General features: G+C 69.8%; 18 protein-coding genes. 10 read left to right on the top strand and 8 right to left on the bottom strand.

Going from position 1 to position 25,962, the window contains the following annotated elements; genetic code table 11:
* Positions 1 to 70 precede the first annotated feature (70 nt).
* Positions 71 to 811, bottom strand: coding sequence for a FadR/GntR family transcriptional regulator (locus tag ABGB01_RS23640; RefSeq protein ID WP_347775719.1), 741 nt, complete (start codon positions 809 to 811; stop codon positions 71 to 73).
* Positions 812 to 1,190: 379 nt separating this feature from the next.
* Here ABGB01_RS23640 and ABGB01_RS23635 point away from each other — a divergent pair, with 379 nt between their 5' ends.
* The 3 genes from ABGB01_RS23635 (at position 1,191) to ABGB01_RS23625 (ending at position 8,239) form a co-directional block, all read left to right on the top strand.
* Positions 1,191 to 3,548 carry a ricin-type beta-trefoil lectin domain protein gene (locus tag ABGB01_RS23635; protein ID WP_347775718.1) on the top strand — a complete coding sequence of 786 codons (2,358 nt, stop codon included), beginning with the start codon at positions 1,191 to 1,193 and terminating at the stop codon, positions 3,546 to 3,548.
* A 123-nt stretch (positions 3,549 to 3,671) separates the two neighbouring features.
* Complete coding sequence (locus ABGB01_RS23630; RefSeq protein ID WP_347775717.1) at positions 3,672 to 6,491, top strand: carbohydrate-binding protein; 2,820 nt, start codon at positions 3,672 to 3,674, stop codon at positions 6,489 to 6,491.
* A gap of 11 nt (positions 6,492 to 6,502) precedes the next feature.
* A complete protein-coding gene (locus tag ABGB01_RS23625; RefSeq protein WP_347775716.1) occupies positions 6,503 to 8,239 on the top strand; it encodes a ThuA domain-containing protein in 1,737 nt (578 codons plus the stop codon).
* Between the two features lie 108 nt (positions 8,240 to 8,347).
* On the opposite strand, the gene ABGB01_RS23620 is transcribed toward ABGB01_RS23625, so the two are convergent.
* Entirely contained in the window at positions 8,348 to 9,679 is a 1,332-nt protein-coding gene (locus ABGB01_RS23620) for a nucleotide pyrophosphatase/phosphodiesterase family protein (RefSeq protein WP_347775715.1), read from the bottom strand.
* 174 nt (positions 9,680 to 9,853) lie between these two features.
* Between ABGB01_RS23620 and ABGB01_RS23615 the strand changes: the two genes are divergently transcribed.
* Positions 9,854 to 11,044 carry a transposase gene (locus ABGB01_RS23615; protein WP_347775714.1) on the top strand — a complete coding sequence of 397 codons (1,191 nt, stop codon included), beginning with the start codon at positions 9,854 to 9,856 and terminating at the stop codon, positions 11,042 to 11,044.
* A gap of 32 nt (positions 11,045 to 11,076) precedes the next feature.
* Here ABGB01_RS23615 and eboE read toward each other — a convergent pair whose 3' ends face one another.
* Genes eboE through ABGB01_RS23585 form a run of 6 tightly spaced genes read right to left on the bottom strand, consistent with a single transcriptional unit; the run spans position 11,077 to position 16,330 of the window.
* Entirely contained in the window at positions 11,077 to 12,192 is a 1,116-nt protein-coding gene (gene eboE / locus ABGB01_RS23610; RefSeq protein WP_347775713.1) for a metabolite traffic protein EboE, read from the bottom strand.
* 2 nt (positions 12,193 to 12,194) lie between these two features.
* A complete protein-coding gene (locus ABGB01_RS23605; protein ID WP_347775712.1) occupies positions 12,195 to 13,040 on the bottom strand; it encodes a TatD family hydrolase in 846 nt (281 codons plus the stop codon).
* On the bottom strand, positions 13,041 to 13,547 hold the full coding sequence (locus ABGB01_RS23600; RefSeq protein WP_347775711.1) for an EboA domain-containing protein: 507 nt from the start codon (positions 13,545 to 13,547) through the stop codon (positions 13,041 to 13,043).
* Entirely contained in the window at positions 13,492 to 14,358 is an 867-nt protein-coding gene (locus ABGB01_RS23595; protein ID WP_347775710.1) for a sugar phosphate isomerase/epimerase family protein, read from the bottom strand. The genes ABGB01_RS23600 and ABGB01_RS23595 overlap by 56 nt, the downstream gene beginning before the upstream one ends.
* Entirely contained in the window at positions 14,355 to 15,200 is an 846-nt protein-coding gene (locus ABGB01_RS23590) for an SCO3242 family prenyltransferase (RefSeq protein ID WP_347775709.1), read from the bottom strand. The genes ABGB01_RS23595 and ABGB01_RS23590 overlap by 4 nt, the downstream gene beginning before the upstream one ends.
* Positions 15,197 to 16,330 carry an inositol-3-phosphate synthase gene (locus ABGB01_RS23585; protein ID WP_347775708.1) on the bottom strand — a complete coding sequence of 378 codons (1,134 nt, stop codon included), beginning with the start codon at positions 16,328 to 16,330 and terminating at the stop codon, positions 15,197 to 15,199. Before ABGB01_RS23585 ends, ABGB01_RS23590 begins: the two co-directional genes overlap by 4 nt.
* A 391-nt stretch (positions 16,331 to 16,721) precedes the next feature.
* Here ABGB01_RS23585 and ABGB01_RS23580 point away from each other — a divergent pair, with 391 nt between their 5' ends.
* The 6 genes from ABGB01_RS23580 (at position 16,722) to ABGB01_RS23555 (ending at position 25,902) form a co-directional block, all read left to right on the top strand.
* A complete protein-coding gene (locus ABGB01_RS23580) occupies positions 16,722 to 18,161 on the top strand; it encodes a sugar ABC transporter ATP-binding protein (protein WP_347775707.1) in 1,440 nt (479 codons plus the stop codon).
* Positions 18,162 to 19,163 carry an ABC transporter permease gene (locus tag ABGB01_RS23575; protein WP_347775706.1) on the top strand — a complete coding sequence of 334 codons (1,002 nt, stop codon included), beginning with the start codon at positions 18,162 to 18,164 and terminating at the stop codon, positions 19,161 to 19,163.
* A complete protein-coding gene (locus ABGB01_RS23570; RefSeq protein WP_347775705.1) occupies positions 19,160 to 20,110 on the top strand; it encodes an ABC transporter permease in 951 nt (316 codons plus the stop codon). The genes ABGB01_RS23575 and ABGB01_RS23570 overlap by 4 nt, the downstream gene beginning before the upstream one ends.
* Positions 20,097 to 21,293, top strand: a complete 1,197-nt coding sequence (locus ABGB01_RS23565; RefSeq protein WP_347775704.1) for an ABC transporter substrate-binding protein — start codon at positions 20,097 to 20,099, stop codon at positions 21,291 to 21,293. Before ABGB01_RS23570 ends, ABGB01_RS23565 begins: the two co-directional genes overlap by 14 nt.
* 39 nt (positions 21,294 to 21,332) lie before the next feature.
* Entirely contained in the window at positions 21,333 to 22,166 is an 834-nt protein-coding gene (locus ABGB01_RS23560) for a sugar phosphate isomerase/epimerase family protein (protein ID WP_347775703.1), read from the top strand.
* Positions 22,167 to 22,419: 253 nt separating this feature from the next.
* Positions 22,420 to 25,902, top strand: a complete 3,483-nt coding sequence (locus ABGB01_RS23555; RefSeq protein WP_347775702.1) for a lectin — start codon at positions 22,420 to 22,422, stop codon at positions 25,900 to 25,902.
* Positions 25,903 to 25,962: the final 60 nt, after the last annotated feature.

The raw sequence follows: 25,962 nt of genomic DNA, 5'->3' as shown, positions 1-25,962 counted from the left end.
TGGTCGCTGCCTGGTCGCCTCGGCTCGCCTGGTCACGTCCCGAAGGCCGAGCCGGCTGGAGGCGGCCGGATCAGTGGGACGAGAAGAAGAGGCGCTGCTGGATCTCCCTACGGTAGTCGTCGAGGGTGTTGTCGATGTGCGTGGCCGCGGACTGGGCAGCAGCTTCGGGATCGCCGGCGCGGATGGCCTGGTAGATGGCGTCGTGCTCCTCGACGGCCTTGGCGGCGTGCCCGCCCACCGAGCCGCGCAGGCCGATGAGGCTCGACTGCGCCTGCAGCCTGCGGGCCTCCCGCACGGCGACCTGGAGGAACATGTTGTGCGAGGCAGTAGCGATGGCGGTGTGAAAGGCGTCGTCGCCCTCGTTGAACAGGTCCTCGCGTCCGGTCTCGAAGCCGTGGCGGCACAGGCCTGCCCCTTCTTCGATGGCCCTCAGCTCGGCCGGGGTGGCGCGGCGGGCGGCCAGCCGGCTGGTCTCCATCTCCTGCGCGCGGCGAAACTCGAACAGCATGTAGACGTGGTCGAGGTCGGTCGGGAGGAAGAAGGACCCCCAGCGCCCGGTGCCCAACATCCCCTCGTCGTCGGACACGTACAGGCCGCGGCCCTTCTGGGCGCGTACCCGGCCGAGCGCGGAGAGAATCTTCACCGCCTCGCGCACAACGGTGCGGCTGGTGCCCAGTTGCCGGGCCAGCTCGTTCTCGGTCGGCATGCGGTCGCCAGGACGCAGACCGAGCTCGACGATCAATTCCAGCACCTGCTCGGCGGCTACCTCGTAACCCGGCCGGTATCCGCTCTCGCGAGGGGTGTCGGTCACCGTACTTCCTCCTTGCCATTCCCTGCAAAAGTATGACTGATGAGCCGGTCCTTTCCGCCACATGTGTTGTCCGATGAGTACGACACATATGAACGGTTCATCGAGGGTTGCCGGCGCGGACGTGCGCCTTCACAGATGTTGCTGCTGGTGAAGGCATAGATCAGCTCACCATGGCCATGCCCTCGCCGCGTGAACCGCGAAATAGGCAGGCTTAAGGGCTTGACGGGCATCCCTGCTCCGAAGGTAATTAGGAGCGAGGCCGGCGGTCCCCATCCGCTCCACCCCGCAAAAGGCGTCACCTGTCTGAGGATCAGGGTGTGACCTGGCCATACGCCTACCCCCCGAAGGAACGACTGTGCCCTTACCTCCACCCGTCACGATGCTGAGACCGATCCTGATCGGCATCGTCACCGCCGCGCTGGCCGCGGCGTCCGCCCTCGTCGCCTCCGCCACCCCGGCCCTCGCGGCCACCACGACCCTGTACGCGTCGCCCGCCGGCACCGGCTCCGCCTGCACCTCCACCCAGCCGTGCTCGCTGCCCGCGGCGCAGACGGCGGTGCGTTCGCTGAACGCCGGGATGTCCGGTGACATCGTCGTGGAGCTGGCGGGCGGGGTGTATCGGCTGTCCGCGCCGCTCCGGCTGACCGCCGCCGACTCCGGGAACAACGGCTACTCCGTCAGATGGCAGGCCGCGGCGGGTGCCGTCCCGGTCGTCAGCGGAGCCAGGGCGGTCACCGGCTGGACCGTGGCGGACTCGGGAAAGAACATCTGGCGCGCCAACGTCGGCGCCGGGATCGACACCCGGCAGCTGTACGTCGACGGCGCTCTCGCCACCCGGGCGCGCACCGCCGTCAACCGGTCCGACTTCACCGCGAGCAGCACCGGGATGAGGTTCACCAGTAGCGCGCTGAGCTATCTGAACAACCTCGCCAACCAGGGCCGGGTCGAGATGGAGAGCGTCGGCTCGTTCACCGACCGGTACGCGCCGGTGCGGAGCATCAGCGGAAACCTCATCACGATGCGGCAGCCCGCCTGGAACAACAACAACTTCGGGTACGACACCTTCACCAGCCCGCACCGGGCGGGGCCGCTCCACCTGGTCAACGCCTACGAGTTCCTCGACTCGCCGGGGGAGTGGTACCTCGACCCGGCGACCGGCGCCCTGTCCTACATACCGCTCGCCGGGCAGAACATGGGCAACCTCAGCGTGGAACTGCCGGTGCTCCAGTCGCTGGTGCACGTCGGGGGAACCTACGACGCGCCCGCGCACCACATCACGTTCAGCGGGGTCACCTTCACCGGTACGAGCTGGCTCGGCCCCAGCGGCGACCAGGGCTACGTGGACCAGCAGACCGGCGCCTACATCGCCGGCGACTGGAGCTGGCCCGCCTTCGCCTCCTGCCACCAGGGCTGCCGGCAGTTCGAGGCGACCCGGCCGAACTGGTACCAGATGCCGGCCGCCGTGCAGGTCTCCGCGGCGAACACCGTCACCTTCACCGACTCGCGCTTCGTCAACCTGGGACAGACGGCCATCGGCATCGGCAACGACGCCAACGCGCACGCCAGCGGTGTCGGCCTGGGCGCCGCCGACATCACGGTCACCCGGTCGGAGATCGCCCGTAGCTCGGCAGGCGGCATCGTGGTCGGCGGCGTGCGCGCCGACGCGCACCACCCGAGTGACCAGCGGATGGTCAACCGGAACATCACCGTCAGCGACAACCGCATCCACGACCTCGGCCTGGACCACCGGGGCGTCGTCTCGGTCCTGACCACGTACGTCACCGGCACCGACGTGTCCCACAACGAGGTCTACAACATGCCGTACACCGGCATGTCGATCGGGTACGGCTGGGGCGCCAACGAGCCGGGCGGCAGCACCCACTACGCCGACCGCGGCCTGTACGACTTCCAGCCGCGCTACACCACGGCCACCACCGCCTCCGGCAACCGGCTCGTCGGCAACTACGTGCACGACGTCATGCAGCAGATGACCGACGGCGGCTGCATCTACACGCTGTCATGGAACCCGGGCGCGGTGATCAGCGACAACCACTGCCTGCGCACCAACGGCTGGTTCGGCATCTACTTCGACGAGGGCTCCAGGCACTACACCGTCAGGAACAACGTGCTGTCGAACACCGGCACCTGGGCCACCGCCAACTACTGGTACGGCGAGAACATGGGCGACTTCACCGTCACCGGCAACTGGTCGACCAACGGCAGCACCAACGTCACCAACGGCGACCGCGGCAACGTGGTGAACAACAACGTCACCGTCACCAACGGCGCCTGGCCGGCCGGAGCCCAGGCCGTGATCGCGTCCGCCGGGCCCCAGGGCCAGACTCCGGGGAACACGAGTGCGTTCAAGGGTGTGGGGTCGGGCCGGTGCCTGGACGTCGACGGCGCCTCGCAGGCCAACGGCGCTCCGGCGCAGATCTGGGACTGCAACGGGCAGGCCAACCAGCAGTGGACCTCCACCAGTGCGGGTGAGCTGCGCGTCTACGGAGGCAAATGCCTGGACGTGAACGGGGCGGGCACGGCGGACGGCACCGCGGTGATCATCTGGGACTGCAACGGCCAGAACAACCAGAAGTGGCGCATCAACGCCGACGGCAGCATCACCGCCGTCGGGGCGAACAAGTGCCTCGACGTCAGCGGCGCCGGCACCGCCAACGGCACCAGGCTGCACATCTGGAGCTGCCACGGGGGCGCCAACCAGAAGTGGACCCGCGCCTGACACCGTTCGCCCGACGACGAGCCTCGTCTCCCGACGTGGCCGGAGGCGGCACTCCTCCGGCCACGGAGCTGAATCCCGGGCGCCCTGCCCTGACTGGTCTTCCTGCTGCAGGAGGGAACACTCATGCCCCGACGTCCGTGGCTCACCTTGCTGACCACGATGGCGCTCATCACTCCCGGAGCACTCGTGCTCAACGCCTCCCCCGCGAACGCCCTCGACATCCCGGCGTCCGACTACCAGCAGGTGTCTCTCGCGTCGGGTGGCGCGGAACTGGGTGAGGCGATGTCGCTGGCCGTGATGCCGAACCGGTCGGTGGTGCACACGGCGCGCGACGGCACGGTACGTGTCACCGATGCCGGCGGCACCACGAAGGTGGCCGGCAGGCTCAACGTCTACACCCACGACGAGGAAGGCCTCCAGGGAGTCGCGGTCGACCCCGGCTTCGCGTCGAACCGGCACCTCTGGCTCTACTACTCCCCGCGGCTGAGCACGCCGAACGGCGATGCGCCGAGCACCGGCACGCAGGCCCAGTTCGACCAGTGGAAGGGCGAGCTGTACCTGTCGCGCTTCACCCTCAAGGCGGACGACACGCTCGACATGACCAGCGAGAAGGTGGTCCTCCGGGTCCAGAACGACCGCGGCCAGTGTTGTCACGTGGGCGGGGACATCGACTTCGACGCCGCCGGCAACCTGTATCTGACCACCGGCGACGACACCAACCCGTTCGAGTCGAGCGGCTACTCCCCGCTGGACGAGCGGACCAACCGCAACCCGCAGTTCGACGCCCAGCGCTCGTCCGCCAACACCAACGACCTGCGTGGCAAGCTCCTGCGCATCAAACCGCAGCCCGACGGCAGCTACACGATCCCCAGCGGCAACATGTTCCCGCCGGGGACGGCGAGGACCCGGCCAGAGATCTACGCGATGGGCTTCCGCAACCCGTTCCGGATGAGCGTGGACCAGGCGACCGGCATCGTCTACCTCGGCGACTACGGGCCGGACGCGGGTGTGACCAGCTCCAACCGCGGGCCGAGCGGGCAGGTGGAGTTCGATCGCATCACCGGTCCCGGCAACTACGGATGGCCGTACTGCACGGGCACGAACACCACCAGCGAGACCTACAACGAATGGAACTTCGCCACCAACAGCACCGGTCCCAAGTACGACTGCGCGGGCGGCCCCGCCAACAACTCCTTCCGTAACACCGGCCTGGCCACGCTGCCTGCGGCGAAGCCGGCGTGGATCCGGTACGCGGGGGACGCAGGAAGCCCGCCGGAGTTCGGCTCCGGGTCGGAGTCGCCGATGGGCGGCCCCGTCTATCGCTACGACCCCGGCCTGAACTCGGCCGTCAAGTTCCCCCAGTCGCTCGACGGGCGCTACTTCGCCGGTGAGTACGGCCGGCGCTGGATCAAGGCGATCGAGGTCGAGCAGGACGGCGGGTACGGGGAGATCTCGGCGTTCCCCTGGTCGGGGACGCAGGTGATGGACATGGCCTTCGGACCCGACGGGGCCTTGTACGTTCTCGACTACGGCACCGGGAACAACAACCAGGCGCTCTATCGCATCGAGTACATCGGCAGCGCCGACCGCAACCCGATCGCCAAGGCGTCCGCCGACAAGACGTCCGGACCGGCGCCGCTCACGGTGGCCTTCTCCTCGGCGGGCAGCTCGGATCCGGAGGGCGGCGCGCTGACGTACGCGTGGAACTTCGGCGACGGCACCACCTCCACGGCGGCGAACCCGAGCAAGACCTACACCACGAACGGCACCTACACGGTGACGCTCACGGTCCGGGATCCGCAGGGTCTCACCGGCACGGCGAGCGTGATCGTGACCGTCGGCAACACCGCGCCGACGGTCAGCCTCACCACCCCTGCCGGCGGGCAGCTGTTCTCCTTCGGTGACACCGTGCCCTTCCAGGTCACCGTCAGCGACCCGGAGGACGGCACGATCGACTGCGACGGGGTCACCGTCGCCTACTTCCTCGGCCACGACAGCCACCGCCACCAGATCACCTCCGAGACCGGCTGCTCGGGCTCCATCGCGGTGCCGGTCGACGGCGAGCACGACGCCGCGGCCAACATCTATGGCGTCTTCGAGGCCTCCTACACCGACGGGGGCGGTCTGACCTCCACCAGCGCCCGTACGCTCCAGCCGCGGCACCGGCAGGCAGAGCACTTCGGCGCCCAGCAGGGCATCCAGACGGCCGACCACGCCACCGCGGAAGGCGGCAAGACGGTCGGCTTCACCGATGACGGCGACTGGATCTCCTTCCAGCCGTACAACCTGGGGAACGCGACGAGGATCACGGCCCGGGTGTCCTCGGCCGGCGCGGGCGGCAGGATCGAGGTGCGGGCGGGCTCGGCGACGGGCACGCTGCTGGGAACGGCGAACGTGGCGAGCACCGGCGGCTGGGACACCTTCACCGACGTCTCGGCGAACCTCAGCGGCGCGCCGGCCGGCACGACGACGTTGTATCTGGTCTTCCGCGGTCCGACCGGACAGGGTTACCTGTTCGACGTGGACGCCTTCACCTTCGACACCGGCACCCCACCCTCGGGGAGCACGAGCGCGTTCAAGGGTGTCGGGTCGGACCGGTGCCTGGACGTCAACGGCGCCTCGCAGGCCAACGGCGCTCCGGCGCAGATCTGGGACTGCAACGGGCAGGCCAACCAGCAGTGGACCTCCACCAGTGCGGGTGAGCTGCGCGTCTACGGAGGCAAGTGCCTGGACGTGAACGCGGCGGGCACGGCGGACGGCACCGCGGTGATCATCTGGGACTGCAACGGCCAGAACAACCAGAAGTGGCGCATCAACGCCGACGGCAGCATCACCGCCGTCGGGGCGAACAAGTGCCTCGACGTCAACGGCACCGCCAACGGCACCAAGGCGCGCATCTGGACCTGCACCGGAGGAACCAACCAGCGCTGGACCCGCCTCTGAAAGGGACAACCATGCTGCGACATCTGACCCCAGCCGCACCCGGGGGCGGCCGCAAGACCTCTGCACTGCGGCGCCTGTCGATGACAGTGGCGGCGATCATCGCCGCCGCGACGATGGTCCCCGCCATCCCCGCCCAGGCCGCCGCCTTCAAGGTGCTGGTGTTCTCCAAGACGGCCGGGTTCCGGCACGACGCGATCCCCACCGGCATCCAGGCCATCCGCGACCTGGGGGCCGCCAACGACTTCGCCGTCGACGCGACCGAGGACTCGGGCGCCTTCAGCGCGGCCAACCTGGCCCAGTACCAGGCGGTGGTGTTCCTCAACACGACCGGTGACGTGCTGAACGACACCCAGCAGGCCGCCTTCCAGACGTACGTGGACGGTGGAGGCGGCTACGTCGGGGTGCATTCGGCCGCGGACACCGAGTACGACTGGCCGTACTACGGGCAGCTGATGGGGGCCTGGTTCAACAACCACCCGGCGATCCAGCAGGCCACCGTGCGGAACGAGGACCGGGCGCACGCCGCGACCGCTCACCTCGGGACGACCTGGTCACGCACCGACGAGTGGTACAACTACCGCTCCAACCCGCGCCCGAACGTCCGGGTGCTGCAGAGCCTGGACGAGGGCAGCTACAGCGGCGGCGGCATGGGCGATCACCCGATCACCTGGTGCCGCCCGCAGTCCTCAGGCCGCTCCTTCTACACCGGCCTGGGGCACACCCAGGAGTCGTACGCCGATCCGAACTTCCGCACGCTGCTGCTCGGCGGCATCCGGTACGCGGCCAAGGCCGTCAACGCGGACTGCCGCCCGGAGACCGGGTACACGACGTTGTACAACGGCTCGACGACGGGCTGGTCGCAGGCAGGGCCGGGGTCGTTCGCCAACAGTGACGCCACGCTGACCTCCCAGGGCGGCATGGGGATGTTGTGGTACTCCTCCAAGGAGTTCCGCTCCTACTCCCTCAAGCTCGACTGGAAGATGACCGGCGACTCCAACTCCGGCGTGATCGTCGGGTTCCCGGCCACCGGTGACCCCAACGCGGCGCTCGACACCGGATACGAGGTGCAGATCGACGCAACCGACACCACGGACAAGACAACCGGGGCGATCTACGGGTTCAAGGCCGCCGACCTCGCCGCCCGCGACGCGGCGCTGAACCCGCCGGGGGAGTGGAACACCTATGAGCTGCTGGTGGAGGGTGAGCGGCTGCAGGTGTTCCTGAACGGCAGCAGAATCAACGATTTCACCAACACAGATCCGGTCCGATCGCTCCAGCAGGGCCACATCGGCATCCAGAACCACGGGTCCGGCGACGTGGTGTCCTTCCGCAACATCCGCATCAAGGAACTGGCCGGCACACCGGGCGGCACGAGCGCGCTGCGGGGTGCGGGCTCGGGCCGGTGCCTGGACGTCAGCGGCGCCTCGCAGGCCAACGGGGCGCAGGCGCAGATCTGGGACTGCCACGGGCAGGCCAACCAGCAGTGGACCTCCACCAGCGCGGGTGAGCTACGGGTCTACGGCGGCAAGTGCCTGGACGTGAACGGGGCCGGGACGGCGAACGGCACCGCGGTGATCATCTGGGACTGCAACGGCCAGAACAACCAGAAGTGGCGGCTCAACGCCGACGGCAGCATCACCGCGGTCGGGGCGAACAAGTGCCTGGACGTCAGCGGCACCGCCAACGGCACCAGGGCGCGCATCTGGACCTGTACCGGAGGCGCCAACCAGCGCTGGACCCGCGTCTGAGGCTCCCGGTCACACCTCGCGCGGCCCCCCGGTCGGGGCCGCGCGAGCCACGGGGCTCAGCGACCGCCGCCATCCCCTGCCACCGCCGGTCGCGGTGCCGGTGCGCGTTCAGCGGCCTGTCCGAGCCAGGGAGGCCAGGAGCCCCTTGACCTCGGTCGCCTCGTACGAGTCACGGTCGAAGGGAGCGATGATCAGCGGTCCGTCGTCGGGGAGATCCGGCAGCCGGCCGTGACTGCCCCGCACCGGCGCCGGGTCGAGCGGCACCACCCGCATCGTGTACCGGAAGCCCAGTTTCTTCCTGGCGAGCGCCGCCGCCGCGCGCAGCTTGACGAACGGATCGCGCGGGTCCATGAACAACTCCGCGGGGTCGTAGCCGGGTTTGCGGTGGATGTCCACGAGCCTGGCGAAATCCGGGGCGCGGTCGTCGGAGAGCCAGTAGTAATAGGTGAACCAGGCGTCGGGCTCCGCCACCGCGACGAGCTCGCCGGCGCGTTCGTGGTCGAGCCCGTACTTCGCCTTCCCCGCCTGGTCGAGCACCTCGTCCACGCCGGCCAGTTCGGCGATGACGGCGCGGGTGCGGTCGAGGTCGCCGGGGTCGCGCACGTACACGTGGGCCACCTGGTGGTCGGCGACGGCGAAGGCCCGGGACGTCCACGGGTCGAGGTACTCCATCCCGGCCTGGACGTAGACCTCCAGGAGACCAGCGGTGCGCAGCGCCCGGTTGACGTCCACCGGGCGTGACACCGGGGTGATGCCGTATTCGGAGAGCACGACCACCTCGGCGTCCTCGGCCAGGAGCGGAGCCAGCGCGGCGTCGACGGCGCGGGCGGCCGCGATCGCCTCGGGACCGGCGGGACCGTACCGCTGAAGGTCGTAGTCGAGGTGCGGCACGTAGACCAGCAGCAGATCCGGCCGTTCGCGGGCCAGGATGCGGCGGGCCGCGGCGATGATCCATTCGGACGAGGCGATCCCCGCGTTGGGTCCCCAGTAGGTGAACAGGGGGAACGGCCCCAGCGCGGCCTCGAGGTCGTTGTGGAGTGAGGGCGGGCGGGTGTAGCAGTCGGGCGACTTGCGGCCGTCGGCGTGGTAGACGGGACGCGGGGTGACGAGCAGGTCGGTCGGCGCGCCCATCGCGTACCACCAGCAGACGTTGGCGGTGCGCAGGCCGGTCGCGGCGGTCCACAACTGGTCGCCCTGGATGAGCGCGTTGTGCTGGCGCCACAGCAGCACCTCGCCGAGATCCCGGAAGTACCACCCGTTCCCCACGATGCCGTGGTCGCGGGGCATCGAACCGGTCAGCAGGGTGGCCTGCATCGAGCAGGTGACGGCGGGCAACACGGGCCGCAGCGCGGCCGCCGAGCCCACTTTCGCCACGTTCGGCATGTGCGCGAGCAGGCGCGGGGTGAGCCCGACAACATTGATCACGATCAGCGGTGCCATCAGAGTCTCCTGAGGGGACCGTCGTCTTGGGGCGACGGGTGTATCGGACGCGGGAGGGCCGTCAAGGCCCGAGCGTGCCCTGACCTGTCAGGTCTGCGCATCACGGATGTCCTTCCCGGTTTTGTCGGCGCCAGCCGATATCGTGGCGGTGTCGTTACCGAACGTGATGGGGGGATGGGTGTGCGCAGGTCGTTCAGATTCCTGCTGCGCCCCACCGCCCGGCAGGCGGCGGCGCTGGCGGCGTGCCTGGAAGACCACCGCACGCTGTACAACGCCGCCTTGGAGCACCGCCGTACCGCCTACGCCAGGGCGGGCGTGAGCGTCCGCTACGGCCAGCAGTCGGCCGAGCTGAAACACATCCGCGCCGACGACCCGGAAGGGCAGGCGCGCTGGTCGTTCTCCTCCCAGCAGGCCACCCTGCGACGGCTCGACAAGGCGTTCGCCGCGTTCTTCAAGCGGGTCCGCGAGGGTCGCGCGCCGGGTTTCCCGCGTTTCAAAGGGCGCGGCCGGTTCGACACCGTCGAATGGCCCAGGGACGGCGACGGCTGCCGGTGGGACTCCCAGCCCGAGCACCCGACCGCCACCTACGTGCGGCTCCAGGGTGTCGGGCATGTCCGCGTCCACCGGCACCGGCCGGTCAAGGGGCGGGTGAAGACGATCGCGGTGAAGCGGGAGGGCTCCCGCTGGTTCGTGGTGCTGTCGTGCGACGACGTGCCCGCCGAGCCGCTGCCCGCCACCGGCGCGGTCGCGGGGATCGACATGGGCGTGGCGTCGCTCGTCACCACCTCCGACGGACAGCATCTGAGCAACCCCCGCCCCCTGGCCGCCACCGCCGGCCGTCTGGCCGACGCCCAGCGAGACCTCGCCCGCAAGGAACGGGGTTCCACGCGGCGGCGTAAGGCGGTGGCCCGCGTGGCCGCGCTGCATGCCAAGGTGCGCAGGCAACGTCTGGATGGCGCGCATAAGGCCGCGCTCGGCCTGGTCCGCGCCTATGACGTGATCGTGCACGAGGACCTGCGGATCGCGAACATGACCCGCTCGGCGTCCGGCACGACTGAAGCTCCCGGCCGCAACGTCGCCGCCACGTCCGGCCTGAACCGGTCGATCCTGGACGCGGGCTGGGGGGTGTTCCTGACGGTCCTCGCGCACAAGGCTGAAAGCGCCGGTCGCAAGCTGATCGCGGTGAACCCCGCCGGCACCTCCCGCACCTGCGCCCGCTGCGGGCACAGCGCACGGGAGAACCGCCTCACCCAAGCCGACTTCGCCTGCACGGCGTGCGGCCATACCGCGCACGCCGACGTCAACGCGGCGATCAACATCATGAGGGCAGGGCTTGCCCTTCGCCAGGCTGCGCAAGCGGCTTAGCGAGAAGCCGCTCCCTTCAGGGAGCGGAGGAGTCACCACGTCTCCTTCAGCCCGAGGGCGGCCAGTTGCGCCCGCATCCAGTGGAGCTCGGCGGCGATGCCGTGCGCGATGTCGGAAGGCGCGCCGGGAAGCACGTTCCACGTGTAGGTCTCCACCTCGACGTGCCTGGTCAGCGGACGCTCCCCGCCGAGAAGCGCCCCCAGCAGGTCCCGCAGGTAGGGGGCGCTGGTGGCGAGCGGAGGGGGCGGCGCGTCGTGCAGCGGGACGTGGAAGTGCACACGCCAGCTCTCGTCCGCGGGCAGGCCACCGGCCAGGGCCTCGCCCAGGTCGTCGGCGTATCCGGTGGCGGAGCGCGTCTGGTGGAGGAAACGGGCCTCGTCGAACGCGGCCAGGGCCCGCTGCGCCCCCGGCGGCGCCACCAAGGCGCACGACGCCTGGAGCTTCACGATCGGCAACCCGCCGGCGGCGCCCGCGTCAGGCTCCTCGAAACCCACGGCCATGTGGCAGGCGTCCAGACAGAGGCCGAGGTGGTCGTGGTCCACGTCACCCAGCAAGGCGCTCGCCTGGGGCGTCGTCTCGACGATGCAGCCGGGCTCCGGCTCGAAGCCCAGCCGGATCACCTTGCCGGTACGGCCGGCCAGCGCGCGCAGGCCCGCGGCGACCGCGTCGAGATTGGCCATCACCGCCGCCGCCTTCTCTCTCGTCCACCCGGTCCGCCAGGCGAGAGGAAGGGTCGAGATCGTGCCCTCGGTGACGTCGTCCGGCAGCAGCGAGGCGAGGATCTCGGCGAGCCCGAGCGTGTAGCGCAGCCGCTCCGCGTCGGACCAGTCAGGAGTGTAGACGCGGTACTTCACGATCTCGTCGTGGAAGCCGCGGTAGGGGAACCCGTTGAGGGTCACGACCTCCAGCCCGAGCGCGGTCAGCCGCGCGCGCAGCGCCGCGAGTTCTTCGGGCCGGGCGGTGAGGTCCGCGGCGGCGTGCTGGGACAGCCACAGCCCGAGCCCGAGCCGTTCGACGCCGAGCAGGCGCCTGACCCGCGCCGCGACGCCGGACAGCTGACCGTGAATGCCGGGGAGATCCTCGGCGGCGTGGACATTGGTGCAGTAGGAAAGATGCACCGTCGAGCCGTCCGCATGGCGCAGCCGCATGGTCAGCCCCGCTTGATCGTGTTGCCGGCGTAGTCAGCGCCGGCTTCCGAGCCGGTCCTGAGGTCGAGCCGGCCGCTCTGCCCGTAGAAGGTGACCGGATTGCGCCACAGCACCCGATCCACGTCGTCCTCGCCGAAGCCGGCCGCGAGCATGACGTCGGCCACCTCGCGCGTCTTGAGCGGATCGCTCCGCCCCCAGTCGGCGGCCGAGTTCACCAGCATCCTGTCCGTGCCGTACTGCTTGAGCAGGGCCACCATCCGGTCCGGGTCCATCTTGGTGTCCGGGTAGATGGAGAACCCCATCCAGCAGCCCGACTCCGCGACCATGCCGACGGTCATCTCGTTGAGGTGGTCGATGAGCACCCGCACGGGGGGTATCCCGGCCGCCCGCACCACGTCGAGCGTCCGGCGGGTGCCCCCGGCCTTGTCCCGATGCGGAGTGTGCACGAGTACCGGAAGGTCGTTCTCCTGTGCCAGGGCGAGCTGGGCCTCGAACGCCCGTTCCTCCTCTGCCGTCATCGAGTCGTAGCCGACCTCGCCGACCGCGACGACGGAGTCCTTCAGCAGGTATCGCGGCAACTCGGCCAGCACCGCCGCGCACCGCGGATCGTTCGCCTCCTTCGGGTTGAGCGCGAGCGCGCAGTGGTGGTGGATGCCGTGCTGCGCGGCGCGATAGGGCTCCCAGCCGAGCAGCGCGTCGAAGTAGTCGAGGAAGCTGCCCACATTGGTACGGGGCTGCCCCAGCCAGAAGGCGGGTTCGACGACGGCCCGGACCCCCGCGGCGTGCATGCGCTGGTAGTCGTCGGTGGTCCGGGAGGTCATGTGGACGTGGGGGTCGAAGATGCGCATTCAGATCCTCTCCAGGACGTCGCGCGGGACGGGCCGGCCGGCCGCCTGCAACTCCGCCGCGTAGTCCGACAACATCCGGGCCAGTTCGGCGTCGAAGCGGCGGTCCAGCTCGGCCACCGCCACCAGGGGGATCGACATGAAGACGCACTTGAGCACCCCTTGCCGGAAGGAGTGGTCGCCCAGCCACGCCGAGCCGTACGGGCCGAGGGCCGCGGCGACCAGCCGCGCGTCATTGCTGCGAAGCGCGTCCTCCACCAGCGCGACCGCCGTGCCTTCCAGGTCGAGCTCGTGCAGGACGGTCAGGATCGCCAGCCGCTCACCGCTGTCGCCCGCCTCGTACAAGCTCCGGACCAGCGCGTGGTGGCCGTGCAGCGCGCCGAGGAGCGCGCGCCGGGCGCCCGGGCCGCCCCGCCGTTCGGCCTGCGGGAAGAGCCGGTGGATCGCCTGCGGGTCAGCCTCGACCTGCCGGACGGCCTGTGCCAGCCACTCCTGTGCCGGCTCCTTCATGTGCCCTCCTCAAGAAGTCGATCGATCGGCGGGCGACCTGCGGGGCCGCATGGCTGTGCCGGGCCAGTTCCACGGCCACCAAACCCGAGTAGCCGTGCAGAGCGGCGAGCACCGGTACGAAGTCGATCTCACCCTCGCCGAATTCCAGGTGCTCGTGGACTCCCCGGCGCATGTCCTCGATCTGCACGTGCACGGTGTACGGCAGCGCCCGCCGGACACAGGTGTCCAGGTCCTCCCGCTCCACGCAGTGACAGTGCCCGATGTCGAGGGTGAGACCGAACCGGGTGTGGGCGCCGAGCATCGCGCGCAGCCGCTCGAAGCCGTCCAGGTCGGCGACGAGCATCCCGGGTTCGGGTTCGAACCCCAGCGTGACGCCCACCTGATCGGCCTCGTCGAGCAGCCGTGCGCACTGGCGGGCCAGCCGCGTGTACGCCTCCGCCTCCGGCATGCCGTCGGGCCGTACGCCGCTCCACAGATGCACCACGGGAGCGCCCAGGTCGGCGGCGACGCGCATCGCCGTGATGAGGAACTCCACTCTGCGCTCGGCGTCGTCGCTGATGAGGGTCGGATGGTGTTTGCGCATGGGATCGAGGGTGTAGCGCCCGCCCGTCTCGACGACGGCACCGAGGCCGAGGCGATCGAGGATCCCGGCGATCCTGGACACCTCCGCGGCCAGCCCGGGGGAGTGGGGGTCGAGATGACCGTGGTCGAGCGTGATGGCCGCACCTGTGTACCCCAGATCGGCCAGGACCGCGAGCGCCTCGGGAAGCCGGTGCCCGGCGAAGCCGTTGGTGCAGTAGGCCCACCTCACGATGTCGCCAGCCGGGACGAGAGCCACCTTCCCACGGGGAGCGAACACAGCAGCGCGCCCGCCATCGCGAACCGGCCGCCACCGGCGACCGCCGCCGCCTGGAGCGGGATCAGGCCGAGGATGCTCAGGCGGACGGCCTGCCGTACGTTCTCGGGGTCGGGAAGGGTCCGTAACCCGGCCTGGACCGGAAGGGTGGAGGCGAGATAGCCGGCGATGAGGACGCCCGCTCCGGTCCGGGCGGTGGCTCCGTTGCGCGCGCAGGAGGCGGCCGCGAGCCCGGCCGCCACGGTGCTGGCCACGAGCGCGCGCTCGGCGGTCCCGCGGGTCGCCCCCGTCACCTCGGCGCGGCCGAGGACGCTGATCCCGTAGGTGTGCGCGCCTATCGCCAGCGCCGCCGGCACCGCGGACCTCGCCTGCTCGCCCGCGCCCAGAAGCACGTCGAGCACGCGGCAGGCCGCCATCGCCGCCGGTCCCGCCACCGTCCGTTTGAGGCGCAGGTCGTAGGCCCACACCGCGCCGGCCAGCAGGCCGGCGACGGTGAGACCGCGACGGCCGCCGGCGAGGGCGGCGGTGGACAGGCCCGCGCCGGTCAGGGCGGCCGCGAGCCCGAGCGCGGCGCCCGGGCGGACCCGGCCCGACGGGATCGGGCGCTCAGGACGCTCGACGGCGTCCACGTCACGGTCCGCCCAGTCGTTGAGCGCCATTCCCGACCAGTACATGAGCACCGACGCCAGGGCCAGGCCGGGTGCCGGACGCCGCCCCGCGGCGGCGGCCCCCGCCATGGTGTCCCCCGGCACCGACAGTGCGGCAGGTGCGCGGACCAGCTCGAGCAGCGCCCTCATGACAGCTCCTCGGCGAAGGCGCGCAGCCTGGCGTACTGGGCGGCCAGGGCGTGCTCGTCCGTCCCCAGCGGGCTCTTGAAGAAGTATCCGAGCTCGGGCAGGACGCCGTGCCGCCCCTTCTCGTGCGCGCGGGCGACCAGCCGGGCCAGGTCCAGGATGAGCGGAGCGGCCAGCGCCGAATCGCAGCCCTGCCAGGTGAACTGCAACGTCATCCGGACGCCGAGAAAGCCCTCGAAGCTCACGTGGTCCCAGGCGGTCTTCCACTCTCCGAGATCCGGGACGTAGTCGATGTGCGTCTCACCCTCCACGGGTCCTCCCAGGACCTGTGCGACGACCTGGTCCTTGGAGAGCCGCTTGCTGGACCTGGCGGCCGGATCGGCGAGTGTCGCCCCGTCGCCGCCGCCGAGCAGGTTGAGCCCGGACCAGGAGCGGACACGCAGCGCCCGGTCAGCGAACATGGGCGCCAGGGCGCTCTTGACCAGGGTCTCCCCGGTCTTGCCGTCGCGTCCCGCGTACGGCACGCGCCGCTGGGCGGCGAGTTCCGCCAGGGCGGGCAGGGTCGGCCCGGTGGAGGGGGTGAACTCCACATAGCCGCACCCCGCGTGGAACGCCGCATAGGCATACAGCGAGCTCGGCGGCAGGACGTCGTCCCCTACGGCGAGCCGTTCCTCGAGGTCGGCCAGCCTTTCGAACTCCGGGCGTGAATCCACAGGGGGCTCGGTCGACGACACGTTGACGACCACCACCCGGGCCAGCCCGTGCCGGGCGCGAAAGCCGGTGATGTCGTCGATCAGCCGGGTCGCGGCCCGGCCGCCGTCACCGGGGACGTAGCCCGGCCGGATCTCGGCGTCGGCGGCGTCCAGATCGCATGCGAGCAACCCCGGGAAGTCCGGTGATATGACCTCTGCTCTGCCCAGCTGCTCGGCGCGCTTGCGTAAGGAGGTCTCGGCGACGTCATGGCCGCCGAAGATCAGGTCGGTCAGCGGAACCAGCCGCCCGGGGAAGCCGGCGGACTCGCTCACGCATCCACGGGGGGACGCCGCTCCCGCCTTGATGGCCGCGGCGCCCACGATGGCAGTGGTCGCCACGGATCCTCGTGCCCCGATAAGCCACACACCGAGCTTGTCCATGAAAGCTCCATCGTGTCGGGACTACCCCGCATGCGAAGGCATCCAGTAGGTAAGTCTCCGCGATGGTAAAAGCTATTTTTGTCGATGGTCAAGCATAAGTAGGCTTATCACTGTCCTATCATCCGCCGCCTACGGCCATCGTCGCCGGTCCGCCGCGTCGGGCGCGCTCAACACCCGCTCTCTTATGGGGATGCCGCCTGTCGCGGCCCCCTCATTATGTCGCGCCGGTGGCCAACTTTTGCTTGACCATCGACATAAGCCCGCTTAGCATCCCGCAACATGACGGATATGGGCCTGAAACCTGCCGATGGCCCCCGAGCAGGGACGGCGCCCACTCCTCGCTGGCTGCCGAGCACGCCCGGGGGTCACCGGGGACGGGGAGGCTGACCGGATGCTGACCATGCGCGGCATCGGCAAGAGCTTCCTGGGCGTGCGGGTGCTGTCCGGGGTGGACCTCGATGTGACGGCCGGCGAGGTCCACGCCGTCGTCGGCGAGAACGGCGCGGGCAAATCCACCCTGATGAAGATCATCTGCGGGGTTCACGCGCCGGACGAGGGCACGATCGAGATCGACGGCCGGCCCGTCGCCTTCGGCCATCCGCTTGAGGCGCTGCGCTCCGGCATCGCGATCATCCACCAGGAGTTCAACCTGCTGCCCGAGCGCACCGTCGCTGAGAACGTGTTCCTCGGGCGCGAGCCCGTCAGGCGCGGCCTGGTCGACCGCGCCGCCATGGAGGAGGCGACCGCGCGGCTCCTCGACGAGCTGGGCGAGGATCCCTTCGGCCCTCGCGACGCCGTCAAGCGCCTGCCGGTGGCCCAGCAGCAGATCGTCGAGATCGTCAAGGCGTTGTCGGTGAACGCGCGGCTCGTCGTCATGGACGAGCCCAGCGCGGCGCTCGCCGAGCACGAGGTCGCGTTGCTCCACCGGCTGATCGGGCGGTTGAGGGAACGCGGCGTCGCCGTCGTGTACATCTCCCACCGATTACGCGAGGTGTTCGATCTCGCCGACCGGGTCACCGTGCTCAAGGACGGCTCGCGCGTCACCACGCTCCCGATCGGCGAGGTGACCCCGGACGAGTTGATCCGCCTGATGGTGGGCCGTGACCTCGGCACCTACTTCCCGCCCCGCTCGGCGGGCGCCGGCGAGGTACGGCTCAGCCTGCGCGCAGCCGGCAACCACAAGCTCCACGACATAGACCTGGAACTGCGTGCCGGGGAGATCGTCGGCATCGCGGGCCTGCAGGGATCCGGCAGATCGGAGCTCGCCAAAGCGATCTTCGGCGCGGAGCCGTTCACCACGGGGGAGATGATCCCGTCGCGCCCGCGCTCGGTCCGGGAAGGCGTGGCCATGGGCATCGGGCTCGTGACCGAGGACCGCAAGGCCGAAGGGCTCGCCTTGCGCCAGTCCGTGCGCGACAACGTCCTGCTCGTCGCCCGCGCGGTGGGCCGCGGGAACCGCGACGGCGTCCGCGACCTGCTCGAACGGGTACGCCTATCGCCTGCGCGTCAGGAACAGGAGGTCCGCTACCTGTCCGGCGGCAACCAGCAGAAGGTCGTGCTCGTCAAATGGATGACGATGGCGCCGCGGGTGCTGCTGTTCGACGAGCCGACCCGGGGAGTCGACGTCGGGGCCAAGGCCGCGATCCACGACCAGATGCGCGAACTGGCGAACGACGGCATGGCCATCATGATGATCTCTTCCGAACTGCCCGAGCTCATCGGCATGAGCGATCGCGTGCTCGTCCTGCGCGACGGCCGCATCGCGGGCGCGCTGCCGGCCGGGGCCTCGGAAGAGGCCATCATGCGCCTGGCCGCAGGAGAGGTGGCGTGAATGCACCTGCTCACGCGCGCCCGCCGCAGCCAGGCGCACGGTGGCCTGGCGGCGCACCTGCGCGAACCCACGAAGGTGGTGTTCCTCGCGCTGCTCGGCCTGGTGGCGGTCGGTTGGGCCCTCGTCGCGCTGGACGGCGGTCAGTTCCTCACCATGGAAAGCGTCGTCGGGATCCAGCAGCGTTCCGCGGCACTCGGCATCGTGGCGATCGGGCAGACGCTGGCGATCCTGGCCGGGTCGCTCGACCTGTCCGTGGCGTACCTGATCAGCCTGGCCTCGCTGGTCGCGGCGGAGATCATGGCGGGCCAGGACGGCAACATCGGGCCGGCGGTCGCCGCGGTGCTGATCATCAGCTCCCTGGTCGGGCTGGTCAACGGGCTGGTCATCACCAGGCTCCAGGTCCACGCCTTCATCGCCACACTCGGCGTCGCTCTGATCATCAAGGGCATCGTCGACCACCTGTACGACGGCCCGGCGGGCAGGGTGCCCGAGTCGTTCCAGCTCCTCGGGTACTCCCGCGTCGGGCCGATACCCGTCTCCGCCATGCTGTGGGCGGGCGTGGCCGTCGTGGCCTGGTTCCTGCTGAGCAGGACCCGGCTGGGATACCGGATCTACGCGGTGGGCGGCAACGAGGAGGTCGCCCGGCTGTCCGGGATCCGTACGGCCCGCGTCATCGTGATCACTCACGTGCTCTGCTCGGTCTGCGCCGGCATCGCGGGTCTGCTGCTGGCCGCCAGACTCGGGGCGGGGGCGCCCACGGTGGGCACCGATGGCGGCTATGACCTGGAGTCCATCGCCGCGGTCGTGCTCGGCGGGACCGCGCTGGCCGGAGGCAAGGGCGGGGTCGCGGGAACCGTGGGCGGGGTCCTGCTGCTGGCCGTCCTGGACACCGTCTTCAACCAGCTCGAGGTCAACTCCTTCGTCAAGGACGTGGTCCGCGGCGTGGTCATCGTCATCGCGGTGGCCGTCTACGCCCGGCGCGGAACGAGGCGGTCGGCATGAAGCGGGCCTTACCCATCCTCGCGGTCCTCGTGGTGCTGCTGACCGCGATCGCGGTCGCCAATCCCTACTTCCTGGAGCCCGCCGGGTTCCTGGCGTTCCTCAAACGGGCCGCGCCGCTGGTGATCCTCGCCGCGGGACAATATTTCGTCATCGTCTCCGGTGAGTTCGACCTGTCGGTCGGCTCGCTGGTGACGGCCGAGGTGGTGATCGCCGCGCGGCTCATCGACGGCGACGAGTCCGCCACCTGGCCGGTCCTCGCCCTGCTGATCGTCGTCGGGCTGCTCGTCGGGCTGGTCAACGGCGTGGGCACCACCAAGCTGCGGGTGCCGTCGTTCATCGTGACGCTCGGCATGCTGCTCATCCTCAGCGGGGCGGTCTTCCTCTGGACCGGTGGCGCGCCACGTGGCGCGCTGTCGGAGGGCTTCCGGGTGTTCGGCCGCGGCGCCCTCGGGCCGCTGCCGTGGTCGGTGCTGATCCTGCTGGCCGTGGGCGGCGCGGCGATCTGGCTCATGCGCGCCGATTTCGGCAGGACCCTCATGGCCACCGGTGACAACGAGCGTGCCGCCGCACTGTCCGGGGTCCGGGTCGACCGGGTCAAGATCCTCGCCTTCATGCTCTCCGGTCTGTCCGCGGCCGTCGCGGCGATCCTGCTCGGCGGCTTCGCCGGGGTCTCGGCGCAGGTGGGCCAGGGACTGGAGTTCTCCGCCATCACCGCGGTCGTCCTCGGCGGCGTGGTGCTCGGCGGCGGCCGCGGCTCCGCGCTGGCCGCCATGGCCGGGGCCGTCACGCTGGAGGCGCTGTTCACCCTGCTCAACCTGTACGGAATCTCGGGGGCGCTGGAGTTCACCGTCCAGGGCGTCATCATCATCGCCGCGGTCGCGGCGGGAGCCATCCGACTTCCCTGGAAGTCCACCCTCCGAAGAGGAGACGCACATGCCGCGCCTTGAGGCCGTAATCGCCGTGTCAGCCGCGCTCGTCCTCGCCGGCTGTACCACCGACAAGCCGACGGCCACCACCCGACCCGCGCCACCCGCCACGAGCGCTCAGGGTTCAGGAACTGGAGCGCAGTCGAAGTTCTTCGTGCAGGCGGACTTCGACGCCCAGCTGGCCATGCGTTCCCGGACGCCGCAGGGCCCCGCTGCCAAGCCCTGGGAGCAGGCCATCGACCCGAAGATGATCGACACGGCACAGTACAAGAAGGACGGGCCGTACCACCTGTGCTTCTCCAACGCAGCGGTCAACAACCCCTGGCGCCAGGTCGGGTGGAAGACGATGCAGGCCGAGGTGGGCCTGCACAAGGAGATCGAGGAGTTCACCGCGCTGGACGCCGAGGGCAAGGACGACAAGCAGATCTCCGACATCGCCGAGCTGCAGGCCAAGGGCTGCGACGCGCTGATCGTCTCGCCGAACACCACGGCGACGCTCACCCCCGCCGTGACGGCCGCCTGCGCGAAGGTGCCCGTCATCGTGTTCGACCGGGGCGTGGAGACGGACTGCCCGGTGACGTTCATCAAGCCCATCGGCGGCTACGCCTTCGGCGCCGACGCCGCCGAGTTCCTGGCCGAGAAGGTGCCGGCGGGCGGGAAGGTGCTGGCGCTGCGCATCCTGCCCGGCGTCGACGTCCTGGAGACCCGCTGGTCGGCGGCGAAGGTGGTCTTCGACAAGAGCCGCCTCGAGGTGGTGGGGGTGGAGTTCACCGACGGTGACGCCGCCAGGACCAAGAGCATCGTCAGCGACTACATCCAGCGGCACGGCAAGATCGACGGCGTCTGGATGGACGCCGGTGCCACGGCGGTGGCCGCGATCGAGGCGTTCGAGGACGCCGGCCTGCCGGTGCCGCCGATCAACGGCGAGGACCAGCAGGACTTCCTGCAGAAGTGGAAGGACGCCGACCTCACCGCCGTCGCACCCACGTACCCGACCTACCAGTGGCGCACCCCGATCATCGCCGCTTTGAAGATCCTCAAGGGCGAGGAGGTGCCCGAGATGTGGAACCTGCCGCAGCCGAAGGTGACCAGCGAGAACCTGTCGGCCTACCTCAAGCCCCACATGCCGCCGCTGCACTACGCGCTGTGCGGTTGTGAGGACCTGCCCGGCTTCCCCGAGGTCTGGGGCGGGAAGAAGAGCTGACCGGCTCCTTTCCGCGAACCGACGACGAGGAGGTACGCCATGTTCTCCATCGGAGTGAACACCTGGGTCTGGGTCTCCCCGCTGACCGACGACGACCTGGCGCGGCTCGCGCCCCGCATCGCCCGGTGGGGTTTCGACGTCATCGAGCTGCCCGTCGAGCGACCCGGCGACTGGAACCCGGACAAGGCCGCGGCGGTGCTGGCCGAGCACGGGCTGGCCGCGTCCGTGGTGCTGGTCATGCCGCCGGGGCGCGAGCTCGTGGCCGCCTCCCCGGAGACCGTCCGCGACACCCAGGACTATCTGCGGCACTGCGTCGACGTGGCGGTGACCGTCGGCTCCCCGGTGATCGGGGGGCCGGCGTACGCCTCGGTCGGCCGTACGTGGCGGCTCTCGCCGGACGAACGCCGGAGGGTCTACGCGGAGTTGCGCGAGCATCTGCGGCCCGTCCTGGACCATGCGGCCGAGCGCGGGGTGAAACTCGCGGTCGAGCCGCTCAACCGGTATGAGACCAGCCTCCTCAACACCGTCGAGCAGGCGCTCGACGCGTTGCCCGAGGACTGCCACCTGGCACTCGACGTCTACCACATGAACATCGAGGAGAAGGATCCCGCCCAGGCGGTGCGGGTCGCGGCGGATCGCATCGCGCACGTGCAGGTGTGCGGCACCGATCGCGGCACGCCGGGGGCCGACCGTTTCGACTGGCCGGGCTTCGCCCAGGCCCTGCGCGACGCCGGCTATCAAGGGCCGCTCGTCATCGAGTCGTTCACCGCGCACAACCGGACCATCGCCACCGCGGCCTCCATCTGGCGGCCCCTCGCGGAGAGCCAGGACGCGCTGGCCGTGGACGGCCTCGCCTACCTACGCGCCCTCTGACACCGATCTGAAAGTTTCATACTCATCTCGCCGAGCAGAGGGCGTCGAGACGGCTTCGGCATCATTGTCACTGCCTTTCACCTGTCAATTCTCGCGATCGCGGCTGAAGCGCTGACTCGGTAGGTAGAAAAGATGCGGTTCGATGCCCTAAATAAGCATGCTTAAGGGTACGTTTGCGAGCCGAGACGACGCATGTCCTCCCTCGTCGCCCTCCGACTCGGACCGTTGCCGGCACCCTCTCAGGAGATCCTTCATGCGAAGATCACGCCTGTTCACCGCCCTGGTCGCAGCCTTATCGGGGCTCGTGATGTCCTTGTCCCCGCACGTGGCGCACGCGGCCGAACCTCAGTTCAGGGTGCTGCTGTTCACCGAGACGGCGAGCGGCGCCTTCCGGCATGACTCCATCCCCGCGGGTGTCGCGATGTTCGAGCAGCTGGCGATCGAGCACGACTTCCAGCTCGATCACAGCGAGGACTCCGCCGTCTTCACGACCGCGACGCTGAACACCTACGACGCGGTGATCATGTTCCAGACCAGCGGCATGGTGTGGGACAACGACGCCCAGCGTCAGGCCTTCCAGGCCTACGTGCGCAGTGGCCACGGCGTCGTCGCGATCCACAACGCCACCGACATGAACATCGAGTCGCAGTTTCCCTGGTGGGACCAGGTCGTCCTGGCCGGCGCCCACATGACCGCTCATTCGGCGATCCTGCAGGGCACCGCCAAGGTGGCCGACAAGGCCCACCCCTCCACGGAGGGGCTGCCGGACCGGTGGGTGCGCCCGGAGGAGTGGTACAACTTCGACAAGAACATGCGGGGCTCGGTGCACGTCCTGGTGACCGCGGACGAGACCACCTATGACGCGGGGCCGAACGCGATGGGCGCCGACCACCCGATCTCCTGGTGCCACAACCCGGAGGGCGGCCGGGTGTGGGCCACCGCGATGGGCCACCAGACGTCCTCCTATGCTGAGTCGCTCTTCCAGCAGCACCTGCTGGGCGGGGTGAAGTGGGCGGCGGGCGCGGCGCCGGGCGACTGCGGCGGCACAGTCGCGGACCGGTACCAGAAGGTGACCCTCGACGGCGCCCCGGACCAGCCGATGGAACTCGACGTGGCCGCCGACGGCAGGGTCTTCTACATCTCGCGCTCCGGCAAGGTCAACCTGATCCCCACCGACGGCGGGGGCACGCGCGTCATCGGCACCCTGTCGGTGTACGACGGCGGCGAGGACGGCGGCATCGGGCTGGCGCTGGATCCGGACTTCACCACCAACGGCTGGATCTACGTCAACTACTCGCCGTCCAACGGCGACGAGGTCAACCGGGTATCGAGGTTCACCTTCGACGGCACCAGCCTCGACCTGTCGAGTGAGAAGAAGTTGATCGAGGTTCCGGCGTACCGCTACGTCGACGAGCCCGGCCACACCGGCGGCTACCTCGCGTTCGGTCCGGGCGGGAACCTGTACATCGGCCCGGGCGACGACACCAATCCGAACGGGTCCAGCGGCTACGCCCCGATCGACGAGCGGCAGGGCCGGGAACATTACGACGCCCAGCGGTCCTCGGCCAACACCAATGACCTGCGCGGCAAGATCCTGCGTATCCACCCCGAATCCGATGGCACCTACACGATTCCGTCCGGCAACCTGTTCGCGCCCGGCACCGCCAAGACGCGGCCGGAGATCTACGCGATGGGCTTCCGCAACCCGTTCCGCTTCTCGGTCGACCAGGTGACGGGGTGGATCTCGCTGGGTGACTATGGCCCAGACGCCGGTGCGGCGAACCCCAACCGCGGTCCCGAGGGCACCGTCGAGTGGAACCTGGTCAAGGAGCCTGGCTTCTACGGCTGGCCGTACTGCGTCGGCGACAACATCCCGTTCAACGACTACAACTTCGCCACCAACACCTCCGGCGCGAAGTTCAACTGCTCGGCGCCGGTCAACGACTCGCCCAACAACACCGGCCTGACCGATCTGCCCGCGGCCAAGCCCGCGACCGTGTGGTACGACTACCACGCCTCGGCCGAGTTCCCCGAGATCGACTGCTGCGGCGGCGCCGCCCCGATGGGCGGCCCCTTCTACCGCTACGACGACGCCAGCGACTCCGACCGCAAGTTCCCCGAGTATTTCGACGGCACGCCGTTCCTCTACGAATGGAGCCGCAACTTCGTCAAGGAACTCCCGCTGGACTCCTCGGGCAACCTTCTCAAGATCAACCCCCTGGCGGCACAGCTGGCCCCGCATGCGCCGATCGACATGAAGTTCGGTCCGGACGGCGCCCTGTACATGGCCGACTGGGGCAACGGCTTCGGCCACGCGAACACCGACGACAGCGTCTACCGGATCGACTACGTGGCCGGGAACCGCGCGCCCCTGGCCAAGGCGAGCGCCAATCCCGACTCGGGCACGGCGCCGCTGACGGTGGCGTTCTCCTCGGCCGGCTCGTCCGACCCCGACGGCGACGCGATCACCTACGCGTGGGAATTCGGCGACGGCGCGACCTCCGCCGGCGCCAACCCCTCCCACACCTACACCACCAACGGCACCTACACGGCCAAGCTGACCGTACGGGACTCCGGCGGGAAGACCGGCAGCGTCACGTTACCCATCGTCGTCGGCAACACCCGCCCCGAGGTGGCCTTCTCGGCCCCACCCGACGGCGGGTTCATCGACTTCGGCGACGAGGTGGACTACGCGGTGAACGTCACCGACGCCGAGGACGGCGCCGCCGACTGCACCAAGGTCAACGTGATCACAGCACTCGGCCATGACCAGCACGCCCACGACACCGGCCAGTACACCGGTTGCTCCGGGACGGTCACGACCACCGCCTCCGGCCATGACGAGGCCTCCAACGTCTACTACGTCCTGTCCGCCGACTACACCGACAGCGGCGGCCTGAAGGGCTCCGCCGGCATCACCCTGCAGCCGAAACACAAGCAGGCCGAGCACTTCACCGGTTCGTCCGGAATCCGCGTCATCGACGAGTCCGGAGCCGAAGGCGGCAGGCGCATCGGCGACATCTCCAACAATGACTGGATCTCCTTCAGCCCGGTCAACCTGTCGGGGATCGACACGGTGTCCTTCCGCGTCTCGGCACCGTCCAACACCGGGGCGTCCATCGAACTGCACGCCGACTCGCCGACCGGGCCCCTCCTCGCCTCCAGCCCTGTACCGGCGACCGGGGGATGGAACACCTACGTGTCGCTGCCCGCGGTGCAGGTCACCGACCCCGGTGGGACCCGCGACGTCCACGTCGTGTTCAAGGCGCCGTCAGCGAACTCGTTCGACGTGGACTCCATCACCTTCAACGGCAGGGGAGTCGGGCACGGTGACGGCTCGTCCCCCGGCGGCACGAGCGCGCTGCGGGGCGCGGGGTCGAACCGCTGCCTGGACGTCGACGGCGCCTCGCAGGCCAACGGCGCACAGGCGCAGATCTGGGACTGCAACGGGCAGCCCAACCAGCAGTGGACCTCGACCAGCGCCGGTGAGCTGCGGGTTTATGGCGGCAAGTGCCTGGACGTGAACGGGGCCGGGACGGCGGACGGCACCGCGGTGATCATCTGGGACTGCAACGGCCAGGACAACCAGAAGTGGCGCATCAACGCCGACGGCAGCATCACCGCGGTCGGGGCGAACAAGTGCCTCGACGTCAGCGGCGCCGGCACTGCCAACGGCACCACAGTGCACATCTGGTCATGTAACGGCGCGAACAACCAGAAGTGGACCCGCGTCTGATCCCCATGTGACGCCCGCCCCCTGGAGCCGGCCCGCCTTCGCCGGCCGGCTCCAGCGTCC

The sequence above is a fragment of the Nonomuraea sp. B5E05 genome (genome assembly GCF_039880665.1).
In the GTDB taxonomy this organism is placed as follows: domain Bacteria; phylum Actinomycetota; class Actinomycetes; order Streptosporangiales; family Streptosporangiaceae; genus Nonomuraea.
This window is presented reverse-complemented; position numbering and strand designations above follow the sequence as displayed.

Excerpts from the sequence above, each read along its gene's own strand:
- ABGB01_RS23565 (WP_347775704.1), top strand. The coding sequence starts at position 20,097 with ATGCCGCGCCTTGAGGCCGTAATCGCCGTGTCAGCCGCGCTCGTCCTC.
- ABGB01_RS23620 (WP_347775715.1), bottom strand. The coding sequence starts at position 9,679 with ATGGCACCGCTGATCGTGATCAATGTTGTCGGGCTCACCCCGCGCCTG.
- ABGB01_RS23575 (WP_347775706.1), top strand. The coding sequence starts at position 18,162 with ATGCACCTGCTCACGCGCGCCCGCCGCAGCCAGGCGCACGGTGGCCTG.
- ABGB01_RS23560 (WP_347775703.1), top strand. The coding sequence starts at position 21,333 with ATGTTCTCCATCGGAGTGAACACCTGGGTCTGGGTCTCCCCGCTGACC.
- ABGB01_RS23555 (WP_347775702.1), top strand. The coding sequence starts at position 22,420 with ATGCGAAGATCACGCCTGTTCACCGCCCTGGTCGCAGCCTTATCGGGG.
- ABGB01_RS23580 (WP_347775707.1), top strand. The coding sequence starts at position 16,722 with ATGCTGACCATGCGCGGCATCGGCAAGAGCTTCCTGGGCGTGCGGGTG.
- eboE (WP_347775713.1), bottom strand. The coding sequence starts at position 12,192 with ATGCGGCTGCGCCATGCGGACGGCTCGACGGTGCATCTTTCCTACTGC.
- ABGB01_RS23635 (WP_347775718.1), top strand. The coding sequence starts at position 1,191 with ATGCTGAGACCGATCCTGATCGGCATCGTCACCGCCGCGCTGGCCGCG.
- ABGB01_RS23590 (WP_347775709.1), bottom strand. The coding sequence starts at position 15,200 with ATGAGGGCGCTGCTCGAGCTGGTCCGCGCACCTGCCGCACTGTCGGTG.
- ABGB01_RS23570 (WP_347775705.1), top strand. The coding sequence starts at position 19,160 with ATGAAGCGGGCCTTACCCATCCTCGCGGTCCTCGTGGTGCTGCTGACC.
- ABGB01_RS23605 (WP_347775712.1), bottom strand. The coding sequence starts at position 13,040 with ATGCGCATCTTCGACCCCCACGTCCACATGACCTCCCGGACCACCGAC.
- ABGB01_RS23585 (WP_347775708.1), bottom strand. The coding sequence starts at position 16,330 with ATGGACAAGCTCGGTGTGTGGCTTATCGGGGCACGAGGATCCGTGGCG.
- ABGB01_RS23625 (WP_347775716.1), top strand. The coding sequence starts at position 6,503 with ATGCTGCGACATCTGACCCCAGCCGCACCCGGGGGCGGCCGCAAGACC.
- ABGB01_RS23615 (WP_347775714.1), top strand. The coding sequence starts at position 9,854 with ATGGGTGTGCGCAGGTCGTTCAGATTCCTGCTGCGCCCCACCGCCCGG.
- ABGB01_RS23600 (WP_347775711.1), bottom strand. The coding sequence starts at position 13,547 with ATGAAGGAGCCGGCACAGGAGTGGCTGGCACAGGCCGTCCGGCAGGTC.
- ABGB01_RS23630 (WP_347775717.1), top strand. The coding sequence starts at position 3,672 with ATGCCCCGACGTCCGTGGCTCACCTTGCTGACCACGATGGCGCTCATC.